We start from the raw sequence: 13,989 nt of genomic DNA, 5'->3' as shown, positions 1-13,989 counted from the left end.
GTCAGTGCTCCGGCGTCGCGGTGAGAGCGGCTTGCAGCCCTACCTCGGGGGTGTCCTTCAAGAAAATCGCCGCAAACCAACCAGGGTTTTTTATGACAGCGGGCTGGAAGGTATTGCAGCCGTTGCGCATGTCTTCCCAGGTGCCGGTTTTGCAGAGGTTGACCGTCGCGTTCGTCACCAGAGGCAGGGGCAGAACCGTGTCATGCGGGATATTTTGCCCGTCGAGCTTCGCCACGGCAAGTTTGAGGGCCAGCGCTCCAGAATATGGCGGCGAGGCATAGGAGATGCTGGGCAGGCCCATTGGGCGATAGCGACCCTGGGCGCCGTCCACAGCGGTGCCGGACGGTAGCATCTCAATGCGATGCCCGTTCGAACCTTCGCCCGCACAAGGCCTCAGGGCATTTTCCTTGATGCCAGCTTCACCTTCCATGGACGTTGCGGTGAAGCAGCCGACCTGCATCCAGAGGCCATCGATGCCGCTCCAGGGATGCGTCGCGACGATCTTAGACAGTTCGGTGCGGGCCACAGCCTGGCTCCACATGCCCACGCCTTCCGCAACGATGTGGATGCCGGGATATTTGGCGAAGACTTCTTTGGCAGCGGCAGTGCGATTGGTGTCGACGGAGGTGCCGGGAACGCCCGTCATCAGGACAAGGTTTCCCTTACCGCGCATTGCCTTGACAAGCCATTCGGCAGTGACGCGGCCCGCCTCGCGCTGATCGATATGGACATTGAAGGCGCAGGGTTCGGTGACCTGGGCGTCGTAGGCAATGACCACGACATGCTTGGCACAGGCCGAGCGAATGACCGGGTCCAACGCCGTTGGCGAAATCGGGTAGACTACAATCGCCTTGGCGCCTGCTTGCACCATTGCATTGATCTGCTGAATCTGCCGCTGTGCGTTCGGTCCTGAAACCTGAACATCCAGTTTGACCTTGTCCTTAAGTGTACTGGCGGCTGACATGGCTTTGACCATGTTCTCGGCCTCGGCCTGCCAGTCATTCCCGATATAGCTCATGCTGAGATACACCTTGTACGGTGCAGCATGCGCGGTCGCTGCCATCGTGTACATCGTAATGCCGGCCAGCAGGGCTGTGTTGAGACGCCGCATTCTTTTCATTGTTTTCCCTCCCGTTATTCGCGTTTAGACCGATCTCTTCAGGGCGTTGGCGGTTTTACTCGGCAGAACCTCGCAACTTGAGCGAGAAGGGCAATAGCTCAGCATGGGCTGGACGTTCGCCGGTCCATAGCTCCATCAGAGCGCGGGTCACGGCCGTGCCGAAGGCCGCATAGGGGATGTGGACCGTGCTCAACCAAGGCGCGACCCAATCATTCAAAGGATTGTCATCAAATCCGAAGACTGCGACGTTGCCGGGAACGTTGAGGTTTAATTCGGCGCAGCGACGAAAAAGTCCATAAGCGATGAGATCGTTGCCGCAGAAGACAGCCCGCGGCCGACGCCTATTGAACAGCCGTGATGCGGCCTCGTAACCATCTTCTATGGAGAGCCGGGAATCGACGATATCCTCCGCCTTGACGGGAGCCCCCGCCTCCTTCAACCGCGACGTAAACCCTTCAAACCGCTCCCGGCTGGCGGAGGAGTACTGCGGCCCACGAATGATAGCGCATTCGGTAAAGTTTTTGATGAGGAAGTGCTCGGCGACGGCCCTACCGGCGGCGTAGTTGTCGATACCAACGAAAACCCCGCCTCCTTGCGGAGGCCGGCGATTGATGAATGCGATCGGAAGGTCGTGTGACAGCGCTCGTTGTAATCCCGAACTTTCCACGGCGCCAAGAAGGGCAACGCCGCGCACATGGTAAGACTGCATCTCATCGAGATAGAAATCTTGCAGCGCGGAATCCTCATCCGTGTTACAAAGGATCATCGGGTGGTCGCTCTGCCGCAGAGCGCATTCAATCGACCGCGCGATAGTCGAGTAGAAGGCATTGGAGATATCCGGGATCAGCAGCGCGACTAGCTTGGTTTGCCGCATCCGCAGGGCACGCCCCGCGTGTGCGGGTCGATACCCAAGGTCATCGGCGGCCTTGCGCACGCGCGCTTCCGTTTCCTCAGTCGCCTTCGCTTTGATACCATTGAGGACACGCGACACTGTCGCAATGGAGACGCCGGAGCGCTGCGCCACATCCTGAATGCCCACGGCATTTGCCGGCTTACGCGCATGCGCCGCACTGACGGATTTACCCACTCTTCGTAAATCAGACGGCGCGTGCGCGGACATCGCGGAGCTTTCTTTTTCTACTTAGCGTAAACGTTTACCCTATTCAGGATTAGCTAAGGCGCTAAGTTCAGGACTGTCAAGAATAATTCGTGATTGATCTCAGCGGCTTCACCTGAAGTGGCCGACCCTTGATTCGTCGCCCAAATCGTACGGTGTCGTAAGACACTTGTATGGTCCGGTGACCTGCATCTACGGGTGGAGGCCATCACTCGTGGAGACGGGAGTGGGTCTTGAGTCCAAGTTGTATTTGGTGGCAGCGAATTACGGTTCGTCGCCCACGTCGAGGCGATCATGTCGGCTCTCGGTCACGGCGAGCGCGTGGTGCCGCTCCAATCGTATTGCGCGGGGTTTCTGCTTCCAGGCGATCGCCGTCAACGACCAAGACTTTTTCACTCCCCAGGAGCCGGTTTTGGTGAGAGAGTTCGGATCTGAGATTGCCACTCGGAACGGCAAAGGGCATCGGTGTGCGGCGGCGCGCCGCCTGCAGCCACGCTTTCCGCCCGCTGACGACTTGCCTCTCACGCCACCTTGTAGATCCCCATCCCCTCGATTTCCTGCACGCGCTCGAACGCCGACCATCGGGCTTCGTCGTGCAGGATGATGATGCGCGACCGGTCGCCGCCTACGGCGGTCTCCAGCCGGTTGAACGACAGCAACTGGTCCCACGCGCTGCCGACTCCGGCGCCCAGAGGGATGTAGCGCTGCTGTTCACCGCAGCCTTCGCCGGTGAGATTGCGGGCGCTGTAGATGCAGTCGCCCGCGACCGCGTACCGTCCGCGCGCAGTCTCCAGCGTGATGAATTGCTGGCCCATCGTATGGCCTCTGGCGAGCCGGACGCTCAGGCCCGGAAGCAGATTATCCCGATCCCCTTCGATCAGCGTCAGCCGATGCTGGAAGCTCGCTTCAAGGGCAGCGCGGATGTCGTCTGGATCGACCACGTCGGTCAGGATCGAGAAACGGGGTGGCAAGGCGAACGCCTCCACCCAGCTCAGGAGTTCGGTTTTTTGCAGGTAAATCTGCGCGTTCGGAAACTGGTCGATCGAACCGGCATGGTCGAAATGCGCGTGCGACAGTACGATGTCCGTCACGTCGCCGGGTGCGATGCCCATGCGTTCGAGCAGGCGTAGCGGCGATACCCAGGTCGGCACCCCGAACCTGGTCGCAAATGTAGCGCCTCCGCCTTCGTTCATGAAGCCGCAGTCGCACAGCACAATGCGGCCGCCGCCTTGCGCGAGTACAAAAGAAAACGGCGTGTCGATCGGGGGATCGCCGAACGTGCCCCAGACCAGGCTCGCCATCGGCTGCTTTCGTGCCCTGGCATACTCGATGACGTGAACCGTCCAGAGTGCGTTCTCTCCCGGGTGTTCTGGCATTGTTGGCATTTCGCGTCCTCCTCAGCTCTCGGGCCCGTGGATGGGTTTAGCGTTGCGCATAGCGCCGGCCGAGACTGCTCAGTCCGACCGCGAGGATCAGGGTCGCACCCTGGAAGACGTATTGATAGAAGGTCGGCGCTCCGAAGATCGCCAGACCGTTGAAGCCGACGGCGATGATCAGGCCGCCGAACAGCGTGCCCAGGATATGGAACTCGCCATCGCGCAACGTCGCCGAGCCGAGAAACACGGCGGCGAACGCGGTCAGAAGATAGCTGTCGGCAGCACTTGTGGTGCCGCTGCCGAGCGAGGACGCGAGCAGGATCCCAGTCAGAGCCGCGCAGAGGCCAGCGCAGACAAATCCCAAGATCTTGACGCCATCGACCCTTATCCCGCTCAGCCGGGCGGCCATCGGATTGCCGCCGACCGCCTGGATGCTCTGACCGACGGCACTGCGCTCGACCAGGGTCCAAAGCAGCGCCATGGTCGCCGCCATAATCAGAACATCATGCGGAATGCCGGCGAGGCGCCCGATCGCGATGTCGGTGAACGCGTCAGGCACCCCGGTTGCGATCGGCGCGCCGCTCGAGTAGGCGAAGTCCAGCCCGACGATGATGGTTCCGGTTCCGAGCGTCGCGATCACCGAGTTGACGCCGACCTTGGTGACGATCACCCCGTTGACCAGCCCGATCAGCGCGCCGCAGGCGAGCACGACGGCGATTGCGAGCCAGACCGGCAGCCCCTGATTGACCATCAGTCCGGTGACCAGTACGCCTTCAAAACTGGCGGCGAAGCCGATGCTGAGATCGAGCTCGCCGACAATGACGGCCACGGTCAGGCCGCCGGCGATGATCATCGCCAGCGACGCCTGGTTGAGCACGTTGATCAAGTTGGAGACCGAGGGGAAGGCTCGCGGCGCCAGCGCGGAGAATGCCGCGACCATGAGCCCGAGCCCGAGCAGCGTACCGTATTTGCCAAGCAGCAGAGGCAACCTTGAAGGCTGCGTCCGAGCCTCAGGCGGCGGCGCCGGCGGCATCAGCCGCGGCCCTGCGTCGACATGCCATGGTAGCTCGCCTGCACCAGGGCCTCCCGCACGATCGCAGGACCCACGAAGTGTGCCGCGATTTGGCCTTCCACCATCACCAGCACGCGATCGCACAAACCGGCAAGTTCCTCGGGCTCGGAGGAGATGACGATCACCGAAACCCCCGTCCCGGCAAGAGCACGGATGATGCGATGGATCCCGCTGCGGGCGCCGATATCCACGCCGCGTGACGGTTCGTCGAGAATCAGGACTTTCAACGGCCGCGTCAGCCATTTGCCGAGCACGACCTTCTGCTGATTACCGCCGCTGAGTCGTCCGACCGGAGCATCGGCATCCGGCGCCTTGATCATAAGCCGCGCCATCATCTCCTCCGCGCGCCGTCGGCGCTTTCGCATGTCGATCAGGGGAACGCCCGGCGCAATATACAGAGAGCGCCGCGTCGCCAGGGTCAGATTGAACGCGACGCTCTTCTCAAGCAGCAACCCTTCTGATCGCCGCTCCTCGGGCACCAGTCCGATGCCGGCGCGTGCCGCGTCGGCCGGGCCGCGCGGCGCGAAAGCCTGTCCATCCAAATTCATTGAACCCGATTCCGCCCGGTCCGCGCCGAAGATGATGCGCGCCGTCTCGCTGCGCCCGGCGCCAACCAGGCCGGCGAGCCCGAGCACCTCCCCGCGATGCAGATCAAACGAGACATCGCGCACCAGCCGGCCGCGACGCAGATTGCGTATCGCGAGCAGCACCGGCGCCGCACCGCGCGCCGGCCTGGTTTCCGGCGGCTCCGGCATCCTGCCCGCGATCGCTTCGATGAGCGCGGGTCGGGTCACGTCCTCGCGCCCCAGTTCCCGCGCCACGCGGCCGTCACGAAACGCGGTCACCCGGTGACACAGGCTGATGATCTCGTCGAGCCGATGCGAGACGTAGAGCACCGCGATGCCTTCCGAGGATAGGTTTCGCACAAGCTGGTGCAGCGTTCGACATTCAGGCTCCGACAGCGACGCTGTCGGCTCGTCCATGACGATCAGGCGTGACCGTCGCACCAGCGCCCGACAGATCGATACCAGCCAGCGGTCGACGACACCGAGAGACTCGGCTTGGCTATCGAGCGCGAAGCGTATGCCGACGCGCTCTGCCTGCGGCTCGACCAGATCGCGCACCCGCCTCCAGTCGACCAGCCCCAGGCGCGTCGGCTTCGGGACTCCCAGGACGATGTTCTCGAGAGCGCTCATCCGCGGCACCAGCGCGAGTTCCTGATGGATGAAGCTGAAGCCTAGCTTGCTTGCCTGATCAGGCGTCTCGATTGCAACCGCTGCGCCGTCGACGCGGATACTGCCATCATCCGGCCGCACGAGACCGGCCAACATTCGGATCAGCGTCGATTTGCCTGCACCGTTCGCTCCGACCAGGCCATGCACCTCGCCCGCTCGGAGATCGATATCGATACCGTCCAGGGCCGGCACACCGCCATAGCTCTTGCGCAGTCGGCTGGCTTCGACCAGCGCCCGCGCCTTACCGGCCAAGCGCGTCGGGATGCTGCTTGAGGAACGCGGCGACATTCGCCTTGGTCACGACCACCGGCGGCACCTCGACGGCCTTGGGCTTCCAGGCGGCGCCGGCGCGGATCGCATCATCTACCGAGTCGACCAGGCGTGCGCCTTCCAGACCACTATTCTGCCAGGCTGTCGCTGTCATGCGGCCGCGCTGAATGGCGTCGATCGCCTGTGCGTTGCCGTTCTCGCCATAGACCGCAACGTCATGACGGTCCTGCTGGCGCAAGGCAGAGATCGCCCCGATCGCGGGGTCATCCCAGCAGCCCCAGATCGCAAGCTTGCGGCTGCCGGCGGGGTGCGAGGCGAGCCAAGCGGTCGCGTAACGCGCGCCATCCTGGAAGTAGCCAGGGATGCCCACCTCGTCCTTGGTCACGGTAATGCCCGGTGTGCCTGCCAGGATCCGGTCGGCCACCTGCTCGCGTTGCCGGCATACCTCGCCGGTATGGTAGGTCAGTTCGAGAAGCGCTCCGTGGCCGCCGAGATCCCGCGCGACCATCTGGATGATCGGAACGGCAAGCGGACCACCGCTGCCGTCGGTGGCGACCACGCCATTGCCAAGGCCCCCGCCCCAGGTGGCAACTGGGATCGAGGCTGCCCTCGCGGCAGCAAGGCCGGACCCGAGCGCACTGGCAGGGAACACGAGGGCGAGGATGGCGTGGGCACGACGTTGAACCAGGTTCTGGATAGCGGCATTGGCCTGCGCCGCACTGCCCTGCGCATCGACCACCGACACAGCCCAGCCCTTCGCCGCGGCCTCGGCGCGGGCTCCCTTGATGAAGCGCGCGTTGTTGGCCTCATTCGCGGAGATCGAAACGATTCCCAGCAGAGGCTTGCCCTGAGCGCGAGCCACCGTTCCCATCGGCAGCGCGGCGGCGACAGCCGCAAGCAACGCGGTGAGCGCTTTGCAAGAGCCGCGCATGATTTCTCCCCTGTTGGACCCTCGCGCGGGCTCGCGAACGTGAAAATGCGCCGCGCCAGCGTGGAGGGTATCCGGTCATTTCCTGCCCTTGCTTGCAACGCTAGACACCGTGTTGATCGAGGTCAATGACGGCGAGACGATGAACTAGGGCCTGTCATACCATGTGTGTGCATCGGGTAATCGCGACGGGAGCGTAGGCCATCCATGATGCCGCGATCCGGGTAGTCTTGCCCGGCGGCCCGCCCATGGAAGGCTATTTGATGGCCCGGTTCATTGGTTTGGATGTGTCGCAAAGCTGACAGCGATCTGCGTCGTCGACGAGACGCCAGCCGTGGCGCAGCCAGTACGCCACATATACAGAATGGATCAAGCAGGCGCTGAGAAGGCACGCTGAAGAGTATGCCGGGACCGACGCCGAGTCCGGCCCCATGACGCTTTGGCTTGTGCATGTGCTGCGTGACCGGAGACTCGACATGGCCTACCTCGGCGCACGGCGCGTCAGCGCTGCGCTCAAAATGGAGGTGAACAAAACCGATCAGAACGACGTGAAGGGCTGGCGCAGATCATGCGCACTGGACGGTATCAGTCCGTGCACGTTAAGTCGCTTGATGCGCATTGGTCTCGTGCCTTGCTGGGCCCCGCGCTCACCTCATCTGCATGACAACGCGACTGTCGAACCACATCCTCGGCCTGCTCAAAACGTTCGGCCTCCTGCCTGGGTCGATGCGCGGCTTGCGGTTCGACCAGCGAGTCGAGGCAATGCTCGCCGCCCGGGACGACTTGGCCCCTTATCGCCACTGTGGCGGATGTAGCGCGGCGGTTCCAGGTGTCGACCAGCCTAATTTACAAATGGCGCCGCGCCTCTCTGGTGCCGCCAATGGGGTTCGCGCCCGCGGTGCTCGTCGAGGCGGCGGGGCAGGGTGGTGCGGAAGGCTCCGGCTTTGCCATCGTTGTGGCATTGCCCGGCGGAGCACGGGTGAGCCTGGCGGCGCACGCGTCGGCGGCCTTGGTCGCCGCGACGCTGAAGGGAGTAAGGTGATTCCCGTTCCTGCGAACGTCCGGATCTGGATCGCCACCAGCCCCACGGATATGCGCCGCGCAATGGGGGGCCTAGCTCTGCAGGTGCAAGAGATTTTGAAACGAGATACCCGCGCTGGCGACCTCTACTTGTTCCGCGGCAACGCTATTCAGCCTGATTTGAGCACTGCCTCGGTGATGATGGCGTCATCGGCAAGGGGGCGGCTGGGCGCGATGTGCAGGCGCTGCAGGTCGCCATGGTAGGCGTGAACCGCTTCCTCCGGCAGAATCGTTCCATTCGCCACCTCCCGCATGGTCCTTATGATATCGAGGGGGGAGTCGGCGAGGTTGATCTTGCGGCCGAACAAAGCGAGGCGTGCTCCGTATTTCTCTGCCTGGTGCACCAGCTCGAAGGTGTCCCGCGTGGTCCCGGCGCCGCCGCCCAGCACGCCCACGATCAGCGTCGGATCATAGGACGCAAACTCTTCCAGCGCCGCCGGACCATTGAACGGGATCTTCAGGAACTGCGGACGATCAGGCCGCATCACACCAGCCAGCGCCCGCAGGATATGGTCGTTGACAAACGCCGGCACTGCCTGCGGATCGAGCCCGCGCGGCGCGTTCGGATTGAATACCTCGAGGAAGTAGCGAAAACCGTTCTCCGCAGCTTCGTCGCGGAAGCGGGCGAACGCTTCCAGCGAGGCAATATCGGCCTCGAAATCGTTGTTAAAGGTGAGCGAATATAGGCCAAGATCGGTGCCCGTCAGCGGCGCACCGCGCACGGGATGCGGCGTGCCATGCATGACGCGCGAAAGCTTGGCGGTTTTGAACGGCCGCGACAGATGCGTCGTGTAGGCGCCGTGGCGCAAGCCGCCCCAGCAATCCGTGGCCTCGTTGGCGCGAATCGCAGGCTGCACCGGACTGGCGCGAAACACCCCCTCTTCAACCAGGCGTTCCATGTTGGACGCCGACATCAGCATGATGTCGACGATGTCCTGCTCGACCACACCCCTTATCTGATCAAGGTAGGTCTGCAGCCGACGCGGGCCAGGTGCCGGCGAGCCGTCTTGGAATCGGGCCGGCGCCGGCGTCATGCAGCCGGATCCCATGTCGCCGTCCTTGGCGTCGGCGATGATGAAGTCGGTCCTGCTGTAGCTGCCGGCACGGATGCGCGCGAGCTTTTCGTCGAGGCGTTTCATTTGGCTGCCTTTCGTCTGATCTACCAGATGGTGAAACCGGCGTCAGCGACGATTACTGAACCGGTCAGCAAACTCGCCGCATCCGTCGCCAGGAACAGGATGACAGACGCGATCTCGTCCGGCCTGCCACCGCGCTGCATGGGCGTGTCGTTAAGCCAAAGCTTGCCGATCTCGCCGCGCAGACCGCTTCCGGACATCGCGGTGTCGATATAACCGGGTGCCACCGAGTTGACCCGCACGCCGCGAGGGGCCCATTCCGCGGCCAGCGAGCGTGTCAGGTGATGCACCCCTGCCTTGGCGGCGTTGTAGTGCGCCTGACGCTGCGGCCGGTTGGAGATCAGCCCCGACATCGACCCCACTGTGACGATGGCGCCATGGCCACGTCCCAGCATGTGCCGGCCGAATTCCCGGCACGACCAGAACACGCCATTGAGATTGACATCGATGACCGTGCGCCACGCCTCGTCCGGCATCTCCTCGCCGCCAGTGTCCGGCCAGGCGATGCCGGCGTTGGCGACCAGGATATCAACGCTCCCAAACGTCGCATTCCACGTATCCGCGGCGCGCCCGACATCACCCACATTGGTGACGTCGAGCACCATCGCCTCTACGGAGCGGTGGCCGAGATCGATCAGCGTTTGGCGTCCCGCGCGCAGGGCTTCCGCGTCGCGGTCAGCGATGATCACCCGTGCGCCCGCTTCCGCCAGCGCGTGTGCTGCGCACAACCCGATGCCGCGACCGCCGCCGGTGATGAACGCGGTCTTGCCGTCGACGCGGTATTTTTCCTGGTACATGCCGGCCTCCAGCACGGCGCTAATGCAGGTAGCCGGAACGGCGCATCACGCCGGCGACATTGCTGTTCGAGTTGGAAAGCGCTGCGGCCACGGTCTTGCGTCCGGCAATGGCCGCCGATATCTGCTGCCCGACCTGGTTGCCGATCGCCTGGAACTGCGGAATCGCGACAAAGGAAATCCCACGATACGGCACCTTCTGCACAGTGGCATCGCCCATGTTGGCGCTCTCGATGGCCTCAAGCGTTAGCTTTGCAAACGGCGCGGCCTGCAGATATGTGGCATTGTATGTCGACGTGCGCGTGCCCGGGGGCACCGCCACCGCGCCCTGCGTCTTTGCGACCAGATCGATATATTGCTTTGATGTGGCCCAGTAGATGAACTTCTGCGCCGCCTGCGGCGAACGCGACGATTTTGGCACCGCGAGCGCCCAGACCCAGAGATAGTGGTTGCCCTTATCGACGGTTCCGTAGGGGGCCTTGGCGAAGCCGATCTCGTGGGCGACCTGGCTCTTGGCCGGATCGCTGAGCAACCCGCCAGAGACAGTGGCGTCGTCCCACATCGCGCACTTGCCGGTGGCGAACAGCGTCAGCACCTCGTTGTAGCCATTCGAGGACGAGCCGGGCGGACCATATTTGCGCAGCAGATCCGCGTATTTCGAGACGCCCTCCTCCCAGGGCTTGGTGGTGAGCTGCGGCTGCCATTTCATATTGAACCAGCGGCCGCCATAGGAGTTTACCACGGTGCTGACCTGACCTACATTCTCGCCCCAGCCGGGCTTGCCGCGCAGGCAGATGCCGTAGACGCCATGCGCAGGATCGTTCAGCATTTTTTTGCGAAGTCGGTCATCTGCGCCCAGGTCGGTTGTTCGGGCATGGTCAGGTGGGCCTTGGCGAACAGATCCTTGCGGTAGATCGTCATCTGGCTTTCGGCGTAGAACGGCAGCGCGAACAGCTTGCCGTGATAGGAAAGCCCGTCCCGGACCGAGGGCAGCACGTCGCTCATATCGTAGCTGGCTGGCGGATCGCTGAACGGCACCAGCCAGCCGTTCTTTCCCCATAGCGGCGCCTCGAACAACCCGATCGTCATGATGTCGAACTGGCCACCATTGGTGCTGATGTCGGTGCTGAGCCGCTGGCGCAGGACGTTCTCCTCGAGCGTGACCCAGCGCAGATGAATGCCGGGATTCTCTTTCTCGAACACACCGGACAGCTTCTGCATGGTGATCATGTCGGCGTTGTTCACCGTGGCGATGGTGAGCGTGGTGTCGGCACGCGCCCTGGTTGCCGTCGCCGCGATGCCGGCTGCGAGCAGCAGGGCAAGTCCTGTTTTCAGTTTCATGTGTTTCCTCCGTTTCTTGTTTTGCGGCCGAGCAGCAGCAGGGTTCCGGCCACGAAGGTGTCGCCAAGGCCGAGCGTGGTCACCGGCCGAGGCAGGTAGGGAGCGGCGCAGGCGACCACGTTCCAGCGGTCGCTGCGTTGTTCGTCGGGCGGCGCTTCGAACACCGCGGCTGGTCCGGGTGCCGCCGGCCATGCCGAACGGCCGAGCGCCGCACGAGTGCTGGCGAGCAGACAGCCCGCCATAAGGGCTTCGCGCTCGCCATCCGGGTCGCCGCACGTGGCACTCATCGCCCAGGTGTCGGCATGAATGCACAGCCGGTTGACCCCGAGTCGCCGCGCCGCCGACTCGATCGTTGCGGTCTCCGGCTCGTCGCTCGGAACCAAGTCACGATATTCGGACTGGCTGAAGCCGAGCGAGGTGGTGACACCGCGCAGGCCTTGGAGCGCGCGGTCGCGCAGCGCCGGCGTGTCATAGCCACCCATCTCCATGTGCACGAGCGCCAGGCCGGCCGCCTGCCAGCGCGATCCCAAGGCGCGGGCGCGTGCGAGTGCCGCGTCCAGGTCGCCGTGTCCGATGGCGTTGAAGCCGGACAGCAGGCCCGCGCCCGCGTCATGCGCCAGCGACGTGCTGAGCGCATCGAAGTTGGCATCGTCTTCCGTCTGCGGATCGGTGAAGCGGACGATGATGCGCGAGGAGCGTGGTGAGGCTACGGCGCGGACAGTTCGTCCAGCGGTGAACTCGAAGATGTAAATCCTCGGTCGTGGCGTCCCTTCGGGAGAGATGTCGCGGGCGGCAGTCGCGGCGCCGGCTTGAGCAAGCCGGATATCGCCGTCGAGATGAGCCATCTGCTCGCGGTCGCGGTGCTCGAGCGCCAGCAGGGCCGGCGCGCCGAGCAGGCTGAGCACGCGCGCCGAGTGTGGGCCGGCGCCGCCCAGAGCGGTGCGCGGCTGCAAGGCGGCGTCCAGCCATGCGGGGCCGCCATCCCACCGCACCCGGACCTCTCCGCCGATGCCGTTCTCGGCACGATGCACCAGCAGTTCGCCGAGCGACCGCGCTGCGGGATCGGAGGCGGCGAGCAGGGTCGGCGTCGCGTCATGTAATGAGAGCGTGGCGTCAACGCAGGCGCCCAGGCCGCAGAAGGTCCAGCGAGCCTGCGCCACATGGTCGCCGAAGCGCGCTGCCAGTTCCTCATACAAATTAGGCCAGTTCTGCGCAACCATACCGCGCACGATAACGCGTAAAAGCGCATGGTCAAGCATAAATACGCATCTATAATCGGGTCCTGCTGGCCCCGCCTCGCGGCCTCCTGCTATGATGCATTCGTATGACGATCGAGCCTGCCGACATTGCCGCCGCTGCCTTGCCTGCCCTGCGGCAGACCCGAATCGCAGCAATCGTGCGCGAGCGCGGCCAAATCACCGTGGCCGAACTGGTCACCCGCTTTAATGTGTCGCGCGACACCATCCGTCGCGACCTCGACATCCTCGAGCAGCGCGGCATTCTGGTGCGAACACATGGGGGCGCCATTCCAAGCGACAGCCTGGTGATGCACGAGACGTCATTGGCACTCCGCATGGACACGCATGTCGAGGCCAAGCGGCGTATCGGTCGGGCTGCAAGCGCGCTAATCCGCGACGGCGAGACGCTGATCGTCAATGGCGGCTCGACCACCACCTATTTTGCCGCCGAACTGGACGAGCGGCGCAACTTGATGGTCGTCACCAACAACCTGCGCATTCCGCCGGTGCTGCCCGAACGTGCAATCCGTGCGGTCTACGTGCTTGGCGGCACCTATTGGAGCAGCCCTCAGGTCACCATCGGACCGATCGGTTTCGCCTCGACCGAGCGGATCAGCGCCGACACCGCGGTGATCGGCGTCACCGGCGTGTGCGACGGCGGCTTCTCCATTGCACGACTGGAGGAGGCGGCAGCCTCATCCAGCATGGTCCGCGTAGCAAAGCGCACGATCATCCTCGCCGACAGCAGCAAGCTTCGCACTACGGCATTTGCGCACGTCACGGATTTCACTGACGTCGAGCATCTGGTTACCGACGCAGAACCTGCTCCCGACATCGCGGCGGCGCTCGTTGAAGCGGGTGTGGAGGTGCTGGTCGCGCGATCCTAAGACGCTGCAGAGCGGCACCCGCGCTAGCTATGACCGTGCTAAACGAAGACGTGGTTCAAAGGCGCACATGGCCGTGAACCGCTTGGCCACTGGTCGCCCTGGCCGATACGCCGGCCAGTGTCGGCGACCGAATTCCGCTGAAACGTTCGGAAGTCGGCATCCAAGATGCAACTGGCGACAGCGTCAAGCTCGCCTATGTCGATCAGGGGTACACCGGCGACGCAGCCGCAGGTGCGCCAAGAGCCGACGGCATCGCGCTGCGCGTGGTCAATTGCCAGAGCCAAAAAGAGGTTTTGTTTTGCTTATCCGAGGCTGCGTTGTTGGTTCGGTAGATGCCATAGTGTGAAGCGGCACCGAAGTGTAACCCGAGTCGACTTGGCTATGACCCACTGATG

At 63.7% G+C, this 13,989-nt stretch carries 14 protein-coding genes; 3 read left to right on the top strand and 11 right to left on the bottom strand.

Annotated elements, in window-relative coordinates; genetic code table 11:
• Position 1 precedes the first annotated feature (1 nt).
• The 6 genes from ACQY4K_RS15335 to ACQY4K_RS15310 form a co-directional block, all read right to left on the bottom strand.
• Positions 2-1,120, bottom strand: coding sequence for a sugar ABC transporter substrate-binding protein (locus ACQY4K_RS15335; protein WP_428391055.1), 1,119 nt, complete (start codon positions 1,118-1,120; stop codon positions 2-4).
• A 55-nt stretch (positions 1,121-1,175) separates the two neighbouring features.
• The gene (locus tag ACQY4K_RS15330) at positions 1,176-2,240 is read right to left on the bottom strand and encodes a LacI family DNA-binding transcriptional regulator (protein WP_428391054.1); all 1,065 of its coding nucleotides are present in this window, start codon (positions 2,238-2,240) and stop codon (positions 1,176-1,178) included.
• A 518-nt stretch (positions 2,241-2,758) separates the two neighbouring features.
• On the bottom strand, positions 2,759-3,538 hold the full coding sequence (locus tag ACQY4K_RS15325) for an N-acyl homoserine lactonase family protein (protein WP_428391053.1): 780 nt from the start codon (positions 3,536-3,538) through the stop codon (positions 2,759-2,761).
• Positions 3,539-3,659: 121 nt separating this feature from the next.
• A complete protein-coding gene (locus tag ACQY4K_RS15320; protein WP_428391052.1) occupies positions 3,660-4,601 on the bottom strand; it encodes an ABC transporter permease in 942 nt (313 codons plus the stop codon).
• Positions 4,602-4,645: 44 nt separating this feature from the next.
• Positions 4,646-6,172, bottom strand: coding sequence for a sugar ABC transporter ATP-binding protein (locus ACQY4K_RS15315; protein ID WP_428391051.1), 1,527 nt, complete (start codon positions 6,170-6,172; stop codon positions 4,646-4,648).
• A complete protein-coding gene (locus ACQY4K_RS15310; protein WP_428391050.1) occupies positions 6,162-7,121 on the bottom strand; it encodes a sugar ABC transporter substrate-binding protein in 960 nt (319 codons plus the stop codon). The genes ACQY4K_RS15315 and ACQY4K_RS15310 overlap by 11 nt, the downstream gene beginning before the upstream one ends.
• An 826-nt stretch (positions 7,122-7,947) precedes the next feature.
• On the opposite strand from ACQY4K_RS15310, the gene ACQY4K_RS15305 reads away from it, so the two are divergent.
• Together ACQY4K_RS15305 and tnpB are read left to right on the top strand one after the other, a co-directional pair.
• The gene (locus ACQY4K_RS15305) at positions 7,948-8,160 is read left to right on the top strand and encodes a hypothetical protein (RefSeq protein ID WP_428391049.1); all 213 of its coding nucleotides are present in this window, start codon (positions 7,948-7,950) and stop codon (positions 8,158-8,160) included.
• The gene (gene tnpB / locus ACQY4K_RS15300) at positions 8,157-8,402 is read left to right on the top strand and encodes an IS66 family insertion sequence element accessory protein TnpB (RefSeq protein WP_428391048.1); all 246 of its coding nucleotides are present in this window, start codon (positions 8,157-8,159) and stop codon (positions 8,400-8,402) included. Before ACQY4K_RS15305 ends, tnpB begins: the two co-directional genes overlap by 4 nt.
• On the opposite strand, the gene ACQY4K_RS15295 is transcribed toward tnpB, so the two are convergent.
• The 5 genes from ACQY4K_RS15295 to ACQY4K_RS15275 all read right to left on the bottom strand — a co-directional run bounded on the left by ACQY4K_RS15295 (position 8,309) and on the right by ACQY4K_RS15275 (position 12,689).
• A complete protein-coding gene (locus ACQY4K_RS15295) occupies positions 8,309-9,145 on the bottom strand; it encodes a hypothetical protein (RefSeq protein ID WP_428391047.1) in 837 nt (278 codons plus the stop codon). The genes tnpB and ACQY4K_RS15295 overlap by 94 nt on opposite strands.
• A 212-nt stretch (positions 9,146-9,357) precedes the next feature.
• Complete coding sequence (locus ACQY4K_RS15290) at positions 9,358-10,146, bottom strand: SDR family NAD(P)-dependent oxidoreductase (RefSeq protein WP_428391046.1); 789 nt, start codon at positions 10,144-10,146, stop codon at positions 9,358-9,360.
• 4 nt (positions 10,147-10,150) lie between these two features.
• Positions 10,151-10,957: an extracellular solute-binding protein gene (locus ACQY4K_RS15285; protein ID WP_428391044.1), complete on the bottom strand. Its 807-nt coding sequence runs from the start codon at positions 10,955-10,957 to the stop codon at positions 10,151-10,153.
• Entirely contained in the window at positions 10,951-11,469 is a 519-nt protein-coding gene (locus tag ACQY4K_RS15280) for an ABC transporter substrate-binding protein (RefSeq protein WP_428391043.1), read from the bottom strand. Before ACQY4K_RS15280 ends, ACQY4K_RS15285 begins: the two co-directional genes overlap by 7 nt.
• Positions 11,466-12,689 carry an ADP-dependent glucokinase/phosphofructokinase gene (locus ACQY4K_RS15275; protein WP_428396156.1) on the bottom strand — a complete coding sequence of 408 codons (1,224 nt, stop codon included), beginning with the start codon at positions 12,687-12,689 and terminating at the stop codon, positions 11,466-11,468. Before ACQY4K_RS15275 ends, ACQY4K_RS15280 begins: the two co-directional genes overlap by 4 nt.
• A gap of 104 nt (positions 12,690-12,793) precedes the next feature.
• Here ACQY4K_RS15275 and ACQY4K_RS15270 point away from each other — a divergent pair, with 104 nt between their 5' ends.
• The gene (locus ACQY4K_RS15270) at positions 12,794-13,594 is read left to right on the top strand and encodes a DeoR/GlpR family DNA-binding transcription regulator (RefSeq protein ID WP_428391042.1); all 801 of its coding nucleotides are present in this window, start codon (positions 12,794-12,796) and stop codon (positions 13,592-13,594) included.
• Positions 13,595-13,989 lie beyond the last annotated feature (395 nt).

This window comes from Lichenicoccus sp. (genome assembly GCF_965276875.1).
Taxonomy (GTDB): Bacteria; Pseudomonadota; Alphaproteobacteria; order Acetobacterales; family Acetobacteraceae; genus Lichenicoccus.
The sequence above is the reverse complement of the archived record's forward strand: the minus strand, read 5'-3'. Positions and strand labels throughout refer to the sequence as shown.

Excerpts from the sequence above, each read along its gene's own strand:
- ACQY4K_RS15310 (WP_428391050.1), bottom strand. The coding sequence starts at position 7,121 with ATGCGCGGCTCTTGCAAAGCGCTCACCGCGTTGCTTGCGGCTGTCGCC.
- ACQY4K_RS15280 (WP_428391043.1), bottom strand. The coding sequence starts at position 11,469 with ATGAAACTGAAAACAGGACTTGCCCTGCTGCTCGCAGCCGGCATCGCG.
- ACQY4K_RS15325 (WP_428391053.1), bottom strand. The coding sequence starts at position 3,538 with ATGGCGAGCCTGGTCTGGGGCACGTTCGGCGATCCCCCGATCGACACG.
- ACQY4K_RS15330 (WP_428391054.1), bottom strand. The coding sequence starts at position 2,240 with ATGTCCGCGCACGCGCCGTCTGATTTACGAAGAGTGGGTAAATCCGTC.
- ACQY4K_RS15335 (WP_428391055.1), bottom strand. The coding sequence starts at position 1,120 with ATGAAAAGAATGCGGCGTCTCAACACAGCCCTGCTGGCCGGCATTACG.
- ACQY4K_RS15285 (WP_428391044.1), bottom strand. The coding sequence starts at position 10,957 with ATGCTGAACGATCCTGCGCATGGCGTCTACGGCATCTGCCTGCGCGGC.
- ACQY4K_RS15275 (WP_428396156.1), bottom strand. The coding sequence starts at position 12,689 with ATGGTTGCGCAGAACTGGCCTAATTTGTATGAGGAACTGGCAGCGCGC.
- ACQY4K_RS15270 (WP_428391042.1), top strand. The coding sequence starts at position 12,794 with ATGACGATCGAGCCTGCCGACATTGCCGCCGCTGCCTTGCCTGCCCTG.